The 19,842-nt window shown below is 42.0% G+C and carries 18 protein-coding genes, 1 pseudogene, 1 riboswitch and 1 other annotated feature; of the genes and pseudogenes, 6 read left to right on the top strand and 13 right to left on the bottom strand.

The annotated features are described in order from the left end of the window. Positions 1-5 precede the first annotated feature (5 nt). Positions 6-326, bottom strand: a complete 321-nt coding sequence (clpS, locus tag LRQ06_RS20640) for an ATP-dependent Clp protease adapter ClpS (protein WP_232768914.1) — start codon at positions 324-326, stop codon at positions 6-8. A gap of 462 nt (positions 327-788) precedes the next feature. Between clpS and cspD the strand changes: the two genes are divergently transcribed. Next, the gene (gene cspD, locus LRQ06_RS20635; protein ID WP_232768913.1) at positions 789-1,010 is read left to right on the top strand and encodes a cold shock domain-containing protein CspD; all 222 of its coding nucleotides are present in this window, start codon (positions 789-791) and stop codon (positions 1,008-1,010) included. Between the two features lie 88 nt (positions 1,011-1,098). Here the strand turns inward: cspD and LRQ06_RS20630 are convergent, their stop codons facing one another. Then, positions 1,099-3,330 carry an NADP-dependent isocitrate dehydrogenase gene (locus tag LRQ06_RS20630; RefSeq protein ID WP_232768912.1) on the bottom strand — a complete coding sequence of 744 codons (2,232 nt, stop codon included), beginning with the start codon at positions 3,328-3,330 and terminating at the stop codon, positions 1,099-1,101. A 466-nt stretch (positions 3,331-3,796) separates the two neighbouring features. Between LRQ06_RS20630 and LRQ06_RS20625 the strand changes: the two are divergent. After that, a pseudogene (locus LRQ06_RS20625) lies at positions 3,797-4,345 on the top strand (pseudouridine synthase); the annotation flags it as partial. 48 nt (positions 4,346-4,393) lie between these two features. On the opposite strand, the gene hisIE reads toward LRQ06_RS20625, so the two are convergent. From hisIE to LRQ06_RS20580, 9 genes are all read right to left on the bottom strand, one after another. Next, on the bottom strand, positions 4,394-5,029 hold the full coding sequence (hisIE, locus tag LRQ06_RS20620) for a bifunctional phosphoribosyl-AMP cyclohydrolase/phosphoribosyl-ATP diphosphatase HisIE (protein ID WP_232768910.1): 636 nt from the start codon (positions 5,027-5,029) through the stop codon (positions 4,394-4,396). Then, entirely contained in the window at positions 5,026-5,799 is a 774-nt protein-coding gene (hisF, locus tag LRQ06_RS20615) for an imidazole glycerol phosphate synthase subunit HisF (protein ID WP_232768909.1), read from the bottom strand. The genes hisIE and hisF overlap by 4 nt, the downstream gene beginning before the upstream one ends. Further along, a complete protein-coding gene (hisA, locus tag LRQ06_RS20610; protein WP_232768908.1) occupies positions 5,781-6,518 on the bottom strand; it encodes a 1-(5-phosphoribosyl)-5-[(5-phosphoribosylamino)methylideneamino]imidazole-4-carboxamide isomerase in 738 nt (245 codons plus the stop codon). The genes hisF and hisA overlap by 19 nt, the downstream gene beginning before the upstream one ends. A gap of 15 nt (positions 6,519-6,533) precedes the next feature. Beyond that, positions 6,534-7,148 carry an imidazole glycerol phosphate synthase subunit HisH gene (hisH, locus tag LRQ06_RS20605; RefSeq protein ID WP_232768907.1) on the bottom strand — a complete coding sequence of 205 codons (615 nt, stop codon included), beginning with the start codon at positions 7,146-7,148 and terminating at the stop codon, positions 6,534-6,536. Continuing rightward, entirely contained in the window at positions 7,148-8,221 is a 1,074-nt protein-coding gene (gene hisB, locus LRQ06_RS20600) for a bifunctional histidinol-phosphatase/imidazoleglycerol-phosphate dehydratase HisB (RefSeq protein ID WP_232768906.1), read from the bottom strand. The genes hisH and hisB overlap by 1 nt, the downstream gene beginning before the upstream one ends. 27 nt (positions 8,222-8,248) lie before the next feature. Further along, positions 8,249-9,292, bottom strand: coding sequence for a histidinol-phosphate transaminase (gene hisC, locus LRQ06_RS20595; protein ID WP_232768905.1), 1,044 nt, complete (start codon positions 9,290-9,292; stop codon positions 8,249-8,251). Between the two features lie 5 nt (positions 9,293-9,297). Next, a complete protein-coding gene (gene hisD / locus LRQ06_RS20590) occupies positions 9,298-10,593 on the bottom strand; it encodes a histidinol dehydrogenase (protein ID WP_232768904.1) in 1,296 nt (431 codons plus the stop codon). Between the two features lie 4 nt (positions 10,594-10,597). Beyond that, positions 10,598-11,494 (bottom strand): ATP phosphoribosyltransferase, encoded by an 897-nt coding sequence (gene hisG / locus LRQ06_RS20585; RefSeq protein ID WP_232768903.1) that lies wholly within the window; start codon positions 11,492-11,494, stop codon positions 10,598-10,600. 48 nt (positions 11,495-11,542) lie between these two features. Next, positions 11,543-11,674, bottom strand: a sequence feature (His leader region). 170 nt (positions 11,675-11,844) lie between these two features. Continuing rightward, positions 11,845-13,422 (bottom strand): Na+/H+ antiporter NhaC family protein, encoded by a 1,578-nt coding sequence (locus tag LRQ06_RS20580; RefSeq protein WP_232768902.1) that lies wholly within the window; start codon positions 13,420-13,422, stop codon positions 11,845-11,847. Between the two features lie 110 nt (positions 13,423-13,532). Continuing rightward, positions 13,533-13,717, bottom strand: a riboswitch (Lysine riboswitch). A 326-nt stretch (positions 13,718-14,043) separates the two neighbouring features. Between LRQ06_RS20580 and LRQ06_RS20575 the strand changes: the two genes are divergently transcribed. Then, positions 14,044-14,451 (top strand): H-NS family histone-like protein, encoded by a 408-nt coding sequence (locus LRQ06_RS20575; protein WP_232768901.1) that lies wholly within the window; start codon positions 14,044-14,046, stop codon positions 14,449-14,451. A 57-nt stretch (positions 14,452-14,508) separates the two neighbouring features. Here LRQ06_RS20575 and LRQ06_RS20570 read toward each other — a convergent pair whose 3' ends face one another. Then, positions 14,509-15,813, bottom strand: coding sequence for an inosine/guanosine kinase (locus LRQ06_RS20570; protein ID WP_232768900.1), 1,305 nt, complete (start codon positions 15,811-15,813; stop codon positions 14,509-14,511). Positions 15,814-16,066: 253 nt separating this feature from the next. Between LRQ06_RS20570 and mnmA the strand changes: the two genes are divergently transcribed. Genes mnmA through purB form a run of 3 tightly spaced genes read left to right on the top strand, consistent with a single transcriptional unit; the run spans position 16,067 to position 19,269 of the window. Next, a complete protein-coding gene (gene mnmA / locus LRQ06_RS20565; RefSeq protein WP_232768899.1) occupies positions 16,067-17,188 on the top strand; it encodes a tRNA 2-thiouridine(34) synthase MnmA in 1,122 nt (373 codons plus the stop codon). 35 nt (positions 17,189-17,223) lie between these two features. Further along, positions 17,224-17,844: a high frequency lysogenization protein HflD gene (gene hflD / locus LRQ06_RS20560; RefSeq protein ID WP_232768898.1), complete on the top strand. Its 621-nt coding sequence runs from the start codon at positions 17,224-17,226 to the stop codon at positions 17,842-17,844. Between the two features lie 54 nt (positions 17,845-17,898). Further along, on the top strand, positions 17,899-19,269 hold the full coding sequence (purB, locus tag LRQ06_RS20555; RefSeq protein WP_232768897.1) for an adenylosuccinate lyase: 1,371 nt from the start codon (positions 17,899-17,901) through the stop codon (positions 19,267-19,269). Positions 19,270-19,316: 47 nt separating this feature from the next. On the opposite strand, the gene LRQ06_RS20550 is transcribed toward purB, so the two are convergent. Continuing rightward, complete coding sequence (locus LRQ06_RS20550; protein ID WP_232768896.1) at positions 19,317-19,841, bottom strand: DUF3833 domain-containing protein; 525 nt, start codon at positions 19,839-19,841, stop codon at positions 19,317-19,319. Position 19,842: the final 1 nt, after the last annotated feature.

Below are 19,842 nucleotides of genomic sequence, written 5' to 3'. Positions count from 1 at the left end.
AAGATTTAAGCTCGTTCCATCGTACATAACAACGGGTGTTCGTTTTCCCGAGAATACATCGTTACCTGCGCAACTTTGGTCTCAGCGACTTCAGCCGTAAATGTTCCACACACTGCTTTACCCTCATAATGAACTGCTAACATCGTTTGCGTTGCTTTTTCGATATCCATCGTAAAAAACCGTTGCAGCACATCAATAACAAAATCCATCGGAGTGTAATCATCATTTAGCAATAACACGTTATACATTGCTGGTGGTTGTACAGCTGTTTTTTCTTTCTCCAGTAAATCTGAGTCTGGAGTCACCCATTCAAAATGTTTACTCATAATGGCCGACTTTTCTTAGAGAGTTTTCCTTCTAATTATAAGTTTGAAATATTCTCAACAAACCAGGTAGACTGCGCCAACTGTTACCATAATCGTTCGTTCAGAGAAAAACATCTCTTACTTAGAGACTAATGCAGCAATTGTATCGCTGCAAATAAAAGATTGCCATTTAGTTCAATAAGTTTGTCAGATTAATATCGTGAAAAGCGCCCCCTCACAAATACCCTATCTTTTAGTTACAGAAATGTAAACACAATACCGATTTGTTGCAATCATTAGCATATTTATACGTTTTTACTATTGACTGTGCTTAATAAACCGCTAAATTGGTTGATTAGTGAGTGATTTTTAGTAACGAGTTACTGATATTATTCACAGAATCGAAACAAATTTGTAAACAAACATTTCCGTTTCGCGGTCAATACTATTTCCAGTAAACTAAATGCATGAGGGATGTATAGCATGGCTACAGGTACAGTAAAATGGTTTAATAACGCTAAAGGATTTGGCTTCATATGTCCGGAGGGAGAAGATGGGGATATCTTTGCACACTATTCCACTATTCAAATGGACGGATATCGTACTCTGAAAGCAGGCCAGGTGGTTTCTTACGAAGTCGAGCAAGGCCCAAAAGGCTATCACGCCAGTTCGGTCGTTCCGATCGAAGCACAACAGGCGAAATAATGTCTTGAATTCGTACCCGGCTGAACCATTTTATACGTCGACGTATTCACAGTGAGACAAAACCCGCCAATGGCGGGTTTTATTGCAATTAAAGACCGGAAATAATCGAATTCAGTGATTCACTGGGCCTCATCAGTTTAGAAACGAGACTAAGTTCAGGTAAATAATACCCACCCAAATCGGCCGCTTGCCCCTGAATGCTATTTAACTCATTCATAATTTGAGCTTCATTCTCAGATAATGCTTTACTTACCGGTGCGAACTCAGCCGCAAGCGCTTTATCCTGAGTCTGCTCTGCCAAAGCCTTAGCCCAATACATAGCAAGATAGAAATGGCTTCCCCGATTATCGATATCCCCGACTTTACGGGAAGGAGACTTATTATTATGCAAAAATTCACCGGTTGCTTTATCCAAAGTTTCCGCCAGCACTTTTGCTTTCTCATTTCCGGTAACAAGGCTTAAATGCTCAAGAGATGCAGCCAGAGCCAAAAATTCGCCCAAAGAGTCCCAACGCAGATGGTTTTCTTTCACAACCTGACTGACATGTTTTGGCGCTGAACCACCGGCCCCAGTTTCAAATAGACCACCACCATTCATAAGAGGAACAATGGAAAGCATTTTTGCTGAGGTTCCAAGTTCCAAAATTGGGAATAAATCCGTCAGATAATCACGCAAAACATTACCGGTAACAGAAATCGTATCCTGTCCAGCTTTACATCTTTCAAGTGAGTATTTTGTTGCCTCAACCGGTGAAAGAATCTTAATCTCCAACCCGGAAGTATCGTGTTCCGGAAGATACGTTTTCACTTTTTTAATCAGCTCGACATCATGAGCTCTGTTTTCATCAAGCCAGAAAACAGCAGGAGTCTGACTCAACCGGGAACGGGTAACAGCAAGCTTTATCCAATCCTGGATCGGTGCATCTTTTACCTGACACATACGGAATAGGTCGCCCTCTTCAACTGGTTGTTGTAAGAGAATGTCACCGGATTCAACATCAACCACGTTCACTACGCCTTGAGCTGACATAACAAACGTCTTATCATGAGAACCATATTCTTCTGCTTTCTGTGCCATCAGACCAACATTAGGAACCGTCCCCATTGTTGTTGGATCAAAAGCACCATGTTCCTTACAAAAATCGATCACGGCCTGATAAACACCAGCATAACAACGATCAGGAATCACGGCTTTTGTATCATGCTGCTGACCATCCGGTCCCCACATTTGACCAGAAGTTCTAATCATTGCAGGCATAGAGGCATCGACAATAACGTCACTCGGCACATGTAAATTGGTTATTCCTTTGTCGGAATCAACCATTGCCAGTTTCGGGTTGTGCTCATAAACAGCCGCAATATCCGCTTCAATTTCTTTTTTCTGGACATCGGACAGAGAAGCAATTTTTGCGTAAACATCACCGATGCCATTATTCGCATCAACGCCTAAATCGTCAAATACCGCCTTGTGCTTTTCAAATACGTCTTTGTAGTACTCTTTTACGGCATAACCAAAGATGACTGGATCGGAGACCTTCATCATGGTTGCTTTGAGGTGAAGAGAGAACAAAACATCCTGAGATTTTGCATCTTCAATTTCCTGACGATAAAAATTCACCAGCGCCGATTTGCTCATTACGGATGTATCGATAATTTCCTTATCCAACAATTTGAATTCTGGTTTCAGCGTTGTTTCTGTACCATTTGAACCCACAAACGTAATAGCAATATTTTTCTCACCATCCGTTGTCAGCGATTTTTCGCTGCCAAAAAAGTCATGTCCCTGCATACTGGCAACATGAGACTTGGAAGTTTTGCTCCAGGCCCCCATAGAATGCGGATTTGTTTTCGCATAATCTTTCACTGACGCAGGAGCTCGTCGATCAGAGTTACCCTCTCGCAAAACCGGATTAACAGCACTGCCTTTAATTCGGTCATAAGTTGCTTTTATCGCCGATTCCTTTTCATCTTTCGGTTCATCCGGATAATCCGGTAAAGCATACCCTTTTGACTGAAGTTCTTTGATCGCAGCCCGTAATTGCGGAATGGAAGCAGAAATATTAGGTAATTTAATAATATTTGCGTCTGGAGTCTGTGCCAGTTCACCTAATTCACTTAGTGCATCACCAATTTGCTGATTTTCAGTCAGATAATCTGGAAAGTTAGCAATGATACGCCCCGCCAGTGAAATATCACGCGTCTCCACAGCAATGCCTGAGGATTTAGTAAAAGACTTGATAATCGGAAGCAAGGAATGCGTTGCTAGTGCAGGAGCCTCATCGGTAATTGTATAAATAATAGTAGGCTTATTTGTAGACATAAAATTTCCCTATTTTATCTGGCAATCATCTATTGCCCAATACTTGATGCATTGTATGTCACACGAGGTCGTGCGAGATGAAGGCCAAAGTGTACGCGTATTTTCTAAAAAAATCACACAAATCATTATCTTAATGAGATTTTTGATACTTAATTCACCAAAAAACATGAATTCCCTATCATATAGGCAACCAGATTGATTATAATTAGTGCGACTTTAAGTTTGCGTTGTTTTTTATTATATGACACATTCTGAGATTTTAGATTGTAGCCCATTAAAACAACTTAGAAAACTTTTTCATTCATCACATTTACAAAATCGTAAGGACGTTAACATGGCTAGCCGCCTTGGCAAACGAACTCATAACCAATCACGGCTCTCCAGCACAAGAAGCCGTAATCAAAAATCCCGCCTAAAAAAGCACAATTCAAACCGGAGACGCTCTAACCGTAATAACGCTATCCACCTGGAACAAAGAAAAGTCATTATTTTTAACAAACCGTTCGACACTCTAAGTCAGTTTACAGATGGAGAAGGACGCCAGACTCTTGCTGATTTTATCCCAGTAAAAGAAGTATACGCTGCCGGAAGACTCGACCGGGATAGTGAAGGATTAATGGTTCTGACCAATGATGGTTCTCTTCAGGCTCAGTTAACTCAGCCAGGATCGAAATCACCCAAAACGTACTGGGTTCAGGTTGAAGGCGATCCAAGCGAAGAAGATTTAGAAAAATTACGCTCCGGTGTTGAACTAAAAGACGGGATGACACTTCCGGCTCAAATTAAAATCATTCCCCAACCTGATATATGGCCCAGAAACCCTCCGGTAAGATTCAGGGCAACCATTCCTACAACATGGTTAGCGATTACGATCATTGAAGGGCGGAACAGACAAGTCAGACGTATGACAGCTCATATCGGCTTTCCGACACTACGACTGATAAGAGCGTCAATCGGAAATATTTCGCTGAACGATTTAGAACCGGGAGAGTGGAAAGAAATCAGCCTCCCATAACAGGAGACTGTCTCATAACATAAACTCAGTAACAGTCAGACTATCGTATTATTTATGTCTTTCTTTTAGTTTATTGACAACATCACTAACGGAAAGCTCCTGATCGTTCAGAAGCACAAGCAGGTGATAAATCAGGTCAGCTGATTCACAAATCAGTTCCTCTTTGTCACCCGCCGTTGCCGCAAGCGCAACCTCAACGCCCTCTTCGCCAACCTTTTGCGAGATACGTTTTGTACCGCGGGCATATAAACTGGCAGTATATGAGGTCTCTGGATCGGATTGTTTACGTTCTCCCAGAAGAGTTTCAAGCTGATGAAGCCACACCATTTGAGACTCTTCCTGCTTATCACCATCCCAACAGGTTGTTGTCCCTTTATGGCAAGTAGGGCCAACAGCATTGACTTTGACCAATAACGTATCTTGGTCACAATCTAATGAGATGTTTTTCAAATGTAAAACATTGCCTGAAGTCTCACCTTTGGTCCATAACCGTTGTTTGGTACGGGAGAAAAACGTTACTTTGCCTGTATCAATCGTTTTAGCCAGTGCGTCTTTATCCATATATCCCATCATCAGGACCTGACTCGAAGTGAAATCCTGAATAATGGCAGGAACCAACCCGTCAACTTTTGCCCAGTCAATACGACTACTCAGGGTTTCTAAGGGTTGTGCTATTTCACTCATTTTCTTACTCCGATACCTTGTGTTCTTAAATAGGCTTTTAATTCGCCAATATTAATGATTTGTTTATGAAAAACAGATGCAGCCAGAGCACCATCAACATTTGCTTTTATAAATGCTTCTGAAAAATGTTCCATTGCACCGGCACCACCAGAAGCAATCAATGGGACACAGCAAACATCACGGACCATATTCAGCTGTTCGATATCATACCCGTTGCGAACACCATCCTGATTCATCATATTCAATACAATTTCGCCTGCGCCTCGTTTCTGTACTTCCTGAACCCAATCGCGGGTTTCCCAGCTTGTTGCCTTAGTCCGTTCTTCATCACCCGTAAACTGATATACCTGATATTTCCCGGTTTCTTTATCAAAATAGGAATCGATTCCGACGACAATGCACTGTACTCCGAAACGATCGGCCAGGTCAGTAATCAGCTCCGGATTAGCCAGTGCCGGGGAATTAATCGACACTTTATCGGCACCAAATTCTAAAATACGCGCAGCGTCTTCTGCCGATTTAATACCACCTGCGACACAAAATGGAATATCAATGACTTCGGCGACTTTAGCCACCCAGCTTTTATCGACAACACGGCCATCACTCGATGCCGTAATATCATAAAAAACTAACTCATCGGCACCCTCTTCGGCATACCGTTTAGCCAGAGGAACAATATCACCGATGATCTCATGATTCCGAAATTGTACCCCTTTAACAACCTGACCATCTCTTACATCAAGACACGGGATTATTCGCTTTGCCAACATTCGAATGCCTCCTCTGCTGTGAATTTACCATCTAATAGAGCCCGACCGACAATGACACCGGCAACGCCTGTTCCCTTTAATGCCTCAATATCTTCAAGACTCCCGATACCACCAGAAGACTGAAATGAAATTTGTGGGTATTGTTTACAAAGATCAACATAAAGTCCGACATTTGAACCGGCAAGTGTGCCATCCCGGGAAATATCGGTGCAAAGAACATGTTTCAGACCTACCGTTAAAAAGTCATCAATCAATGTTTCTATCGTGACACCTGAATCTTCCTGCCACCCTGACACTGCCACTTTTTTTACGCCGTTTGCATCGATATTGACATCAAGCGCCAGAACGATATGCTCTGCGCCAAATTTCGTGAACCACGATTTGACCAAATCCGGACTCTTAACTGCTGTTGAACCGACAACAACCCTCTCAGCACCGGCTTCAAGCAGATCAGCAACGTCCTGTTCCGTTCTCACTCCTCCACCAATCTGAATATTGGCCGGAGTACTTTCTAACAAGGTTTTAATCAAAGATAACTGCCTTGCCGATGTATCTTTTGCACCTGTTAAATCAACCAAATGTAACCAGTTTGCACCGGCCTGATGATAAAGATTAAATTGTTCTGACGGGTTCACTTTATATTCAGTTACCTGACCATAATCACCCTGAAATAACCGGACCACCTGACCATCAATTAAATCTAATGCTGGAATTATCACAACGCTTTCCTTGTGTTATAGCTCTAAAAAGTTTTTCAGCAGCTTCGCGCCTGCTTTGCTGGAACGTTCAGGATGAAACTGAACGCCGTAGTAGTTACCACTCTGAACCGCTGCCGTAAACGGGTTGCCATAATCACATTGAGCAATCGTATAATCACCAACAGGCATTGCAAAGCTATGGACAAAATAAAAATATTCGCCCTCTTCAATGCCTCTAAAAAGCGGATTACCAGCAGTTGCAGAAACTGTATTCCACCCCATGTGCGGTAACGGTAATTCTCCGGTTTCCATCAAACGGACTTCGCCATCACAAAGACCTAAACAATCCACAATTTCGTTGGCTTTCCGGCCCTTCTCTTCAGAAAGTGTACCCAGCAACTGCATTCCCAGACAAATACCCAATACCGGCTTATCAACTTTTTTTACCAACTCAATCAGATTGCGCTCTTTCAGATTCTTCATTGCCTCACTGGCGGTTCCGACTCCCGGCAGAAAAAGCTTATCTGCACTCAAGACCACCTCAGGATCCTTAGATATCGTGACATCATAACCAAGGCGTTGAATAGCAAACCGGACAGAAGAAACATTGGCACAACCGGTATCTATAATTACCACTTTCTGATCAGTCATTAGAGTACTCCTTTACTACTGGGAAGCTCATTCCCCTCGACTTTAATTGCCTGACGTAAAGTTCGTCCAAACGCTTTAAACAAACTTTCTATGATATGATGATCATTCACACCCGTAGAAGAAAGATGTAGCGTACAGGCCATTGTATCGGTCAGAGAACGGAAGAAGTGATAAACCATCTCCGTAGAAAAATCACCAACGTCTTCCCGGCTAAACTTCGCATCAAATTTGAAATAAGGCCGACCGGAGATATCAAGCGCACACTGCGCCAGACATTCATCCATAGGTAAGGTAAAACCAAACCGGCCAATGCCACGTTTATCACCCAACGCTTCTTTGATTGCCTGCCCCAGTGCCAGTGCAGTATCTTCGATGGTATGGTGGTCATCGATGTGTAGATCCCCTTTCACTGACAGCTTTAACTGAAACCTGCCATGTGTGGCGATCTGATCGAGCATATGATCAAAAAAGCCGATTCCTGTTTCAATTGAATTTCCACCGGTTTCATCCAGATTAACAAAAACCGATATATCCGTTTCTTTCGTTTTTCTCTCGACTTTTGAGATTCTTGGCCGTGTGGTTAATAACTTAACAATCGCAGGCCATGACATTGTGTCAGGATTATACTGAATCCCTTTAACCGCCATATTTTCAGCCAGCTGCATATCAGTAGGTCTGTCACCGATCACTGCCGACTGTTGAAAATCCACTTTCCCCTGCTGCAAATAATCTTTAACTAAACCAAGTTTTGGTTTGCGACAGGTGCAATCCTCATGATCGAAATGAGGACAGATTAAAACATCATCAAATATGACGCCCTGAGATTCAAATATTTCCATCATCATATTATGCGGAGCATCAAAATCATGCTGAGGATAACTGTCCGTTCCTAAACCATCCTGATTCGTCACCATCACTAAACGATACCCGGCTTCCTGCAAAGTAAGCAAACTCGGAATAACGAACGGCTCCAGTTTAAGTTTATCAAGACGGTCAACCTGAAAATCGATGGGTGGCTCAACGATTAACGTTCCGTCCCGATCGATAAATAATATTTTCTGTTGCTTGCTCACGGAATAAATCCTTTTTTAACTGAGTCACTATGATTCTAAATAACTACGCAGGAAACTGAGCGTTCTTTCACACTCTTCCCGGCTACCGACACTGATACGAATGCAATCTTCGACCGGAGAATTTCTCAGAATAATCCCCTCATTCCAGGCGGCTTTAAAAACAGCATCACCAGCAGGGAACTTCACCAATAGAAAATTACCCCAGCCATCAAAAACCGTCACACCATCCAAAATAGACAATCCGGCCTGTAGATAAGCCTTATTCGCATTAAGATCAAGAACCTGACGTTTAGTCCGGGCCCTTCCGGCTTCAGACAATGCTTCGGATGCAATTTCCGCAACCGGCTTAGGGATCGGATATGGCGCGATCACTTTCATGAGCACACCAATGATTTCCTGATTGGCTAAAGTAAAACCGCAACGAAGCCCTGCCAGTGCAAACGCTTTTGACAGCGTTCTTAAAATAGCCAGATTCGGATAAGAACGAATCAATTCTGACACGGAAGACTCCGGAGAAAAATCAATGTACGCTTCATCAATCACCACAATGGCCTTATTCTGAGTCATTTCTAATAACGTTTTAATATCCTGCTGATCAACCAGATTACCGGTCGGATTGTTCGGACTGCAAACAAAAATGACTTTCACGCTATCAAGGCTCTGACGAATCGCCGCCAAATCCAGCTGCCAGTCATCAGTCAGTGGCACTGTTTTACGTTCAACCCCAATGGTTTCCGCGCTGATAGCATACATACCGTAAGTCGGCGGACAATACAGAATGGCATCTTCACCCGGTTCACAATAGGCACGTATCAGTAATTCAATACCCTCATCTGCTCCCCTTGTAGCAATCACCTGATCAGCAGACACTCCGGCATAAGAAGCATAAGCCGTAATAAGTTCTTCAGGCTGACATTCCGGATAGCGGTTTAATTCATTCAATGCCGGAGAATATTCATTCGAATAAGGGGATTCATTGGCATTTAGCCAGATATCACCAGTTCCACCTATTCGGCGTGCTGACAGATAAGGTGTCAATTGCTGAACTTGTTTTCTTGCTAGTTTTTCCATGATTCTTACTTCCCTTCGGCTAACTTTTCAACACGAAGAGTGACTGCCCTTTTATGCGCATCCAACCCTTCCGCTTCCGCCATGGTGACAACCGTTGGAGCCAGTAATTTCAAGCCGTCAGACGTTAATTCCTGAACGGTCATACGCTTACAGAAATCAGCAAGCCCTAAACTGGAATATGTTCTTGTGTAACCATAAGTCGGTAAAACATGGTTTGTACCGGAAGCGTAATCACCGGCCGATTCAGGTGACCAGTTACCCAGAAAAATAGAGCCGGCATTATCCAGTAAAGGTAACAGTTCTCTTGGCTCACGGGTCTGAACAATAAGGTGCTCAGGGCCATAATAATTTGAAATTGAAACGGCTTGAGTTAATGACTCAGCGACAATAATCAGGCTTGAAGAAAGTGCTTTTTCAGCAATCTCAGCACGGGAAAGCAGAGCCAACTGAGATGTCACTTCTTCGGTGACTTGATCTGCAATTACTGGTGACGGTGTAACAAGAACAACCTGAGAATCGGGACCATGTTCGGCCTGACTAAGAAGATCTGCCGCAATAAACGCCGGTTCTGCCGTTTCATCCGCAATCACCATCACTTCGGAAGGGCCAGCGGGCATATCGATTGCCGCACCACGAAAATCATTGCTTACCTGACGTTTCGCTTCCGTCACATAGGCATTACCCGGGCCAAATATTTTGTCTACTTTGGCAACAGTTTCAGTGCCATAGGCCATTGCAGCAATAGCCTGACCGCCACCGACATTATAAACTTCATCAATTTTACATAGCCTGGCTACATATAAAATCTCATCTGCGATGGGAGGAGGCGAACACAATACCACTTTGCGGCAGCCGGCAATCTGAGCCGGCACACCCAGCATCAAAACAGTGGATGGTAACGGAGCGCTACCACCGGGAATGTATAAACCGACAGTATTAACAGGCCGGGTAACCTGCTCGCAAACAACACCCGGCATAGTTTCAACTTTTACTAGCTGAGGTTTCTGAGCTTTATGAAATTTACTGATATTTGTATATGCCTGCTCTAAAGCCGCCTTCATTTCCGCAGACAGCCGGTCACAGGCGGCGTCAATTTCCTCACCGGACACCCGGATAGAAGAGGTTTCAACCTTATCGAATTTTGCAGTCAGCTCGCGAAGAGCACTGTCCCCTTCACTTTGAACTTTTGCAATAACGTCTGAGACGGCCGCTTTGATATTGGCGCCTTCTGTCACGGCAGGCCGTTCCAGAATTGAAGTTTGTTGTTCTTTACTTAACGATTGCCATGCAACTGTTCTCATTTCCCTACTCCATCATTTTCTCAATTGGTAAAACCAGAATAGAGCTGGCACCCAATGCTTTAAGCTGTTCCATGGTTTCCCAGAACAAATTCTCAGAACTGACCAGATGTACCGCCATACGAGATTTGTCAGCAGAAAGAGGAAGGACTGTCGGATCTTCTGCTCCCGGTAATAATTCTTTGATTTCCTGAAGTTTCTCAACAGGAGCGTGCAGCATGATATATTTTGATTCTTTCGCCTGTTGAACTCCGTTCATACGGGTCAGCAGTCTTTCAATTAGATCCGCTTTATCTGACTCAAACTCACCGGTACGCTGGATCAACGTCGCTTTCGATTCAAATATCACCTCCACTTCTTTCAGGCCATTTGCTTCCAGCGTTGCACCCGTTGACACCAAATCCGCAATGGCATCGGCCAGTCCGGCACGGGGAGCAACTTCAACAGAACCGGTCAACATACACGTTGTGAAGGGGATATCACGACGATCCATGTAAGATTTAAGAATATGTGGATACGTTGTCGCAATACGCATGCCTTTCAAATCTTCAGGGCCGTTATACTGTTTTTCCTTATCCACAGCGATTGATAAGTGGCAACCACCAAAATCAAGACGGCGAAGGGTAATGAAATCGTTCTGAACTTTCTGAACAGCACGGTTTAAACGAACTTCTTCGAGTTCATTTTCGCCAATGAAGCCAAGATCCACAACACCATCCATAATCAATCCGGGAATATCGTCATCCCTAACCAGTAGTAAATCGATTGGCATATTCAGCGAGTGCACAACCAGACGCTCGCCCATGACATTAAATTTCACTCCACACTGTTTTAGCAGAGTCATGCATTCTTTACTTAAGCGACCTTTTTTTTGTATTGCAATTCTTAGTCGTTGTGTTGGCATTACATTATTCCTTTATTTTGTAAATTCTGTTTTGTTTGTCAGGCGAAAAAGAAAAAACCCTCGGGAGCCAAGCTCCCGAGGGTTTTAACAAATTCTTTAGATGTTAACCTCCGGGAGTATCTGTCTCCCGGGTATGCGCTCATCTCCCCGAAAGACGATTAGGGATGATGATGGTGATGAAAAGTAATTTCAAAAAGGCGCATACTAATTTAACTCATTTCGTTGTGTTGGATTCACCTTACACTAAGAAATACATAATTTTCAAGCTTAAATTTCATTTTTTTATTTTATATCATGCAAAGAAAAAAGAGAGACAATGCCTCTCTTTTAATTCATTGAATTACAAAATATTATGCTAAATCGGGCTGTACCTGCTTCGCACCACTTAATTTTGACATACCGGAACAAATAACCACAAACGCAACCGACGCTGCAGAAAAAGACATAAATGTCGAATCCGTCAGACCTAAAACCACATATCCGACAACAGACACAAGTGCAACTGCCAACGCATAAGGCAACTGAGTAGACACATGATCAATATGATGACATCTTGCTCCTGTAGACGACAGAATTGTTGTATCCGAAATCGGAGAACAGTGGTCACCGAAGACTGAACCTGCCAGCACCGCACCTAACATTGGCAACATTAAAGCAATTTCTGTCGATGCAGCAATATCACCAGCTATCGGCAACATGATACCAAACGTACCCCATGACGTACCTGTCGCAAAAGCCATAAGCCCGGATAAAATAAACAGTAACGCGGGTAACCAATGCACATCAATATTACTTTGAACAAGAGACGCAAGGTAAGCGCCCGTTTTAATATCTTTAATGGTTGAACCAATTGTCCATGCAAAAATCAGAATTAAAATAGCACCAAACATTGAACGGGCGCCCAACCATAGCGCTGATACTGTTTGTTTAGCTACGATTTTTTGTCTGACAACGGAATAAAGCGCTGAAACTACCCCCGCAATACCGCCATAAATTAATGACATACCAACATCGGTATTTTCAAACGCACCCAACAGATTAAATTCCAACCCATCCGCTTTAAGTGCTTCATTACCGGTATACAACATTGAACATATCGTTGCGATAATCAGAATCACAATCGGCATAATTAAATCCGAGACTTTACCATTCTCGCTTTCTTTAATGTTCAGTTCATCCATCAAATCCACGGCAGAATTGTCACTATCCTGATGTGTCATATCATGCTCGTGAGCCTTCATCACACCGATATCCAGCCTGAAAATAACGACGGCAAATACCATTAACAAGGCGAAAATGGCATAGAAATTCATTGGTATCAGACGCACATACGCCCCCAAAGGACTGTAGTCTGTAATACCATGAGTGACAAGAATCCCACCCACGATAGTCATTATATAAGCCCCCCAGCTGGAAGCCGGCATAATGACGCACATTGGTGCGGCCGTTGAATCCAGAATATAAGCAAGTTTAGAGCGAGACACATTAAAACGATCTGTTACCGGACGGGCAATAGAGCCAACAGCAAGACTATTAAAATAATCATCGACAAAAATGAAAACGCCGAGGAACGCGGCAAGAAGTTGTGAGCCGATTTTCCCTTTAACCCGGGCCTGTGCCCAGTCAGCAAATGCTTTTGTACCACCAGATAAGGTTAGTATCGCCGTCATCATACCCAACAATATAAGGAATCCGACAATACTCATATTCCAGCTATTAATTCCCCCATCTTCAATAAAGATAGAAAGAACCTGATCTTTTATATAAATAAAAGCGTTAAATATAGAAAAATCTGTTAATAATAAAGCACCTAAAACAATGCCCACACCCAACGACAATAAAACTTTACGGGTAATAATAGCTAGACTTAACGCGATTACCGGCGGAATTATTGATATCGGAGAGGAACTAAAATCAATTAAATTCATGATCTTCAATCACCAAGTATTAATATGGGAAGAGATCTACTGCAGAACATTACAACTCAAACTGTTTGCAATTGTTGAACTAAGTGACAGGGAAGTGAACACTTCACCCAACCCACAGTAGCGCTCCATAGTTTCTATTTATATTCTCGACTATGGCAGTGTTGTTCCTTTCGAATACAACCCCAGCGAATTGTTTTGATATACAAACTCACTTCGGCAAGATAACCTTTCAATACAGCATGACGGTATCACCCTATCTGTACTTACTGATTTAAATTGCGCCTCTACGTAAGGTGTCATATACCAATTTATACTTTGATATATCGCACCCAAGCCAGGAGCGCGTTATTTTACGGTTTAAATCCATTTTTTCAACATAAATAACTACTTTTTTAATCTCATCCAGCACATTAATTCATTTTAAGTCATTATTTATGAATAAATATTCAATTATATAAAGTCATCAATATGTAATTTGTATTTATATAACGTAATATTTATTTACTATTAATTAAATTTATTCTACATTCTGATATATTAATTAATTGCTCTATATTGTATTATTAGTAATACAGTTTTATTCTTATAAATGTATTTATATTCTTTTAGTGGGATTTTGAAATGTCTGAACTAACTAAAACATTATTGAATATTCGCAGCCTACGCGCATATGCCCGAGATTTAACCCTTCAACAATTAGAAGAAGCTCTGGAAAAATTAACGCTTGTTGTTGAAGAAAGAAAAGAAGTTGAAGAACAAGAGAAAGCCGAACGTGAAGCTCAGGAAGCAAAACTTGCAGCTATCGCGGATCAAATAGCTAAAGATGGTATCGATGTTGATGCTTTAATTTCAGCACTTTCTGGTGAAGTTAAAACAAAAACAAAAACAAAAAGACAACCACGTCCTGCAAAATATAAATATGTAGATGAAAGTGGTCAGGAAAAAACATGGACAGGTCAGGGTCGTACGCCTTCTGTAATACAGAAAGCACTTGATGAAGGCCGTTCTTTGGAAGATTTTGCCATTTAATTGTGCAGATATCTTAAAAAAACAGGCACCAAATGGTGCCTGTTTTTTTATTTCTCATTATCTGTCCCAATAAGACTCTTCCAAACTGTCTTCTCTTTCCGGTAATCCTCTCGACAACCGGGGCGAATTCTGAGCTAATACTTCAAAACTGGCCCTATTAGCATATTTACATACCTGAGAAAATGACGAATAAGTTAAACATTCATAATTGTGTTTCTTTGAATTCGGGACATTTACTTTGTGAAAACCATTCGCCGCCATATCATGTAAAAGTGCTGCTAACGCTGCATCTCCTGCACCATTCGTATTTTTAATTGTTTCCGGTCCCCCCATATACGGAGAAATATGTGAATACACTCTTAATGGCTGAGCACAATTTTCTTTTTTCATAGGACGACTGAATTCATATTGATTAAATTCAGAAATAGAACCTGGTAATAAAGGACGGGTTGTTTCTCTTTTTGCATTATTATCCGTATAACCTGCCATAAATAAACCAATAGGGCCAGCAGTACATAAAACCAAATCCACCCAGTCTAATGCTTTATTTGCAGCTAATAACGGATCAGAAATCCCGGTCAATGCATATCCTTCATCTTCATTCATCGCGACAACAGTTATATGTTCACGTATAAAAGACTGCCAGAAAGAAACATTTTGCTCTATTACAAATTTAGTGCCTAACGTTAAAACAATTGGAATATCATTATTTTTTGCATATTCAATAGCCTTCATTGCGGAATCTGGCATAGGATCGCCATCTTTACAACGTAACAAATAAGCACTCAGAACTAATGCTGATGCATTTTTAAATATATCCTCCGGTATATTTTCCCAATGCAACTGATTCATCCGTCCTTCATTTATTGCAAATGTTCTCTCTCCATCATCGGAAATAAGTGTGAAACAGCGTCCAATGGGTCCATCCACCCCCTGGAGATAATTCAGATCAACACGACTGGAGGTATTCGATAAATATTGGTATCCATAACTGCCAATACGAATATTTTCACTCATGACACCTAATAATGTAGAACGGGCATCAGCTAATACAGAATAATTATGCAAGGTATTTCCAATCGTTCCACCGGCAAACTGATCAGTAATTAAATTTTGTTCAACTAATTCAAGATACAACTTCTCGGCCTTAGCATCATCAATAACCAATGAATGCCCGACACTTAAGTCATATTTTTTTATTAATTCATCGGACACCGTTGCTTCAATATCGACCAAAACCTGATCCATACCAATAACGTGAGTAAAAGTTAATGAGTGATTTGGCATATTGAGCGCCACTAACGGATCTCTTTCAGTGACGGGGAAATAATGTTTCGTTTTACGTTGGCCGGGGAACTTCATGGATAATCATTTGCTAAATATAAGAGGCGCTAATTCTATATTTGTCCTGACACAGGTGCAATTCATCCGGCCAAATGAAATCGATTACCTGATAAAAAATCCCCCACTTTTTTAATCAAAATAATGTTGCTTCATTCTTATGGTCATTTTTTATTCATTTACTCTTCAAATCAAACGTAACCGAATTCAAACTCTGTCCCCTTGTATATCTTTCTGTTAAAATTTGCGCCACGTTTTAAGAGTGGTAATGAATATGAGCGAAAATCCAAACGCAAACAGCCATAAGAAAGTCATTGTTGGCATGTCAGGGGGTGTTGATTCCTCCGTTTCTGCGTATCTTCTCCAGCAACAAGGCTACCAGGTTGAAGGCTTGTTTATGAAAAACTGGGAAGAGGATGATGGTGAAGAATACTGCACCGCTGCTCAGGATCTGGCAGATGCACAGGCTGTATGCGATAAATTAGGCATACATCTGCATAAAATTAATTTTGCCGCGGAATACTGGGACAACGTCTTCGAATATTTTCTTGCAGAATATAAAGCAGGCAGAACGCCCAATCCGGATATTCTTTGTAATAAAGAAATTAAATTTAAAGCCTTTCTGGAATTTGCAGATGAAGTTCTGGATGCAGATTATATTGCGATGGGTCACTACGTCAGACGTTCTTTTCCTGTTTCAGGTGAGAAACCTAAGATGTTACGTGGACTCGACAATAATAAAGATCAAAGCTACTTTTTATATACATTAAGTCACGAACAACTCGCCCGTAGCCTGTTCCCTGTTGGCGAACTTGAAAAACCTCAAGTCCGCAAAATTGCCGAAGAACAAGGTCTGATAACAGCCAAGAAAAAAGATTCAACCGGCATCTGTTTTATTGGTGAGCGTAAGTTTACCGAATTTTTGTCCCGTTACTTACCGGCCCAACCAGGAAAAATTGAAACACCTGAAGGTAAAGTAATTGGTGAACATCAGGGATTAATGTACCACACGCTGGGCCAACGAAAAGGGCTTCATATCGGTGGACAGAAAGGCGGTGGCGGTCATGAAGACCCATGGTATGTTGCTGATAAAGATCTGAAACGTAACGTGCTGATAGCGGTCCAGGGGGCAGACCATCCGTTATTAAAATCCAATGGATTAATTGCCTCTCAGCTTTACTGGGTAGATCGTCAGGCTATCACAGAACCATTAAGCTGTTCTGTAAAAACTCGTTACAGACAGGCAGATATTCCTTGTACTGTGATTCCAATTGACGAAAATAACATAAAAGTTATTTTCGATACTCCGCAGGTTGCAGTAACTCCGGGACAGTCGGCTGTTTTTTACAGCGGTGAATGCTGTCTTGGTGGCGGAATTATCGAACAACGTATTTAACTCATTACTTAAGAATTGGTAAAAAGGAGCCTGTTGTGTCTCATTCAATTTATGACCGAACCATTGCATTTGCCGGCTTATGTCAGGCCGCAACCCTGGTTCAGAAACTAGCAAGGGACGGTTCCTGTGATGAGCAAGCATTTGAGGCTTCTTTAAAAGCCCTTCTTTGTATGAACCCCAAAAGTACTATCGATATTTTCGAAAATGAAGAAAACTTAAAAGCGGGACTGGAAACCATTTGTGATAAATTGAACAGCTCTGCACTCGGAAATGAACTCACCCGCTATATTATTAGTGTTATGGCTCTGGAAAGAAAACTGAATGCCAGAAATGATGCCATGTCACAACTCGGCGACAGAATTGACACGCTGGCCCGCCAGTCCGAACACTATCCGATTACCGAACCACAGATGGTCAGTAACTGTGCCAGCATTTATCTTGATGTTATCAGTCCTCTGGGGCCAAGAATACAAATCGCCGGAACCCCATCCGTTTTGCAACAGACACACAATCAGGAAAAAGTCCGCGCACTTCTTCTGGCTGGTATCCGTTGTGCGGTGCTCTGGAGACAGGTAGGCGGCCGTCGTCGGCACCTGATCTTTGGCCGGAAAAAAATCATAGAGCAAGCAAGAATATTACTTGCTAGAATTCACTAGAAATTCAAAGTTACACTTTTTTCTCTCACTTAACTCATAATTCAGGAGATAAACATGGAACTGTCAGCACTGACTGCTGTTTCACCGGTAGATGGCCGCTATGGAAGTAAAACGATTGCGTTACGCAGTATCTTTAGTGAGTATGGCCTCCTAAAGTACCGAACTATCGTTGAAATTCGTTGGTTACAAAAGCTTTCAGCAACTGCCGGAATCCCAGAAGTTCCTTCTTTCAGTAAAGAAGCAAACGATTACCTGGATCAATTGGCCGCTGGTTTTAGCGAAGAAGATGCCGGACGTATCAAGGAAATCGAACGTACAACAAACCACGATGTTAAGGCTGTTGAATACTTCCTTAAAGAAAAAATCGCAGAAATTCCTGAATTACACAAAGTAACAGAATTCATTCATTTTGCCTGTACATCCGAAGACATTAACAATACATCGCATGCACTAATGCTAAAAGAAGCTCGTGATGAAGTGATCCTGCCTGAAATTCGCAATATCATTGACGCTATAACAAAACTTGCTCATGAATACCGCGATGTACCGTTACTTTCCCGTACTCACGGTCAGCCTGCTTCCCCATCAACAATGGGTAAAGAAATGGCAAACGTTGCATACCGGATGGAACGTCAGTATAAGCAGATTGAACAGGTTGAAATCCTGGCAAAAATCAATGGCGCTGTTGGTAACTACAACGCTCACCTATCTGCTTATCCGGAATTAGACTGGCACAAGTTCAGTGAAGAATTTATCACTGAATCACTAGGCGTTAACTGGAACCCTTATACCACTCAGATTGAACCGCATGACTACATTGCTGAATTATTTGATGCCGTCGCCCGTTTCAATACTATCCTGATCGACTTCGACCGTGATATCTGGGGTTATATTGCTTTGGGTAACTTCAAGCAGAAAACCATTGCCGGTGAAATCGGTTCTTCCACCATGCCTCATAAAGTGAACCCGATTGATTTCGAAAACTCAGAAGGTAACTTAGGCTTAGCCAATGCTATCTTTACTCACCTTGCTCAGAAATTACCCATTTCCCGCTGGCAGCGTGATTTAACAGACTCTACCGTTTTACGTAACCTGGGTGTTGGTGTTGGCTATGCCATTATTGCTTATACATCCACACTGAAAGGCATCAGTAAACTTGAACTGAATGCCGACGCTCTGCTGAAGGAACTGGATCAGAACTGGGAAGTCCTTGCAGAACCAATTCAGACGGTAATGCGTCGCTATGGTATCGAAAAGCCTTATGAAAAACTGAAAGAACTGACTCGTGGCAAACGTGTTGATGGTGAAATTATGCGTAATTTCATTGATAGTCTTGAACTTCCTGAAGAAGAAAAAGCCCGTCTGAAACAGATGACACCGGCAAGTTACATTGGTCAGGCTATTGAGCTGACCGATAAACTATAATAAGTCAGACAACATCCGATAATTCTGATAAGGCTTCTCCGGAAGCCTTATTTTTTCACAAAAAAGAGCGTTACTTTTCCAACCGTTGCCCCATATTTTTTAATGTATGAGATATTAAAAACATGGTTCTCATCCTGACGGTATAACCAGTCATCAAAGGATACGTCGATATCTCCACCCTCAAGTTTCAGAGTAAAATCATACTGCCAACGGAATACATTTCCGACCGCTCTTCCCTCAGCCGTACCAATAATATCATCGGCTGTACCTTCATAGTGACCATTGGCTAAACGGGATATCTTCCAGACACGCGTATCCTTTTTCCCATCATGATAAGTAAACCGCTCATCAAGTGTTAATGTATCACCGTCAACACGTCCATCAATCGATACATAAAACCGGCCGGTTTGCTTGTTGGTGTAATCCTGAACCATTCCCCAGGCTTCTGTTTTACCTTCAAAATACGAGAACAGGTCAAAATCCGGGTCAGTACCTTTATAATCATTCAATTCTGCAGAACAGCTGACTAAAAAGACACTGAGAGACAAAATCAAAGCTCTTGCATATTTCATC

The organism is Vibrio salinus, from assembly GCF_021272385.1.
GTDB lineage: Bacteria > Pseudomonadota > Gammaproteobacteria > Enterobacterales > Vibrionaceae > Vibrio > Vibrio salinus.
This window is presented reverse-complemented; position numbering and strand designations above follow the sequence as displayed.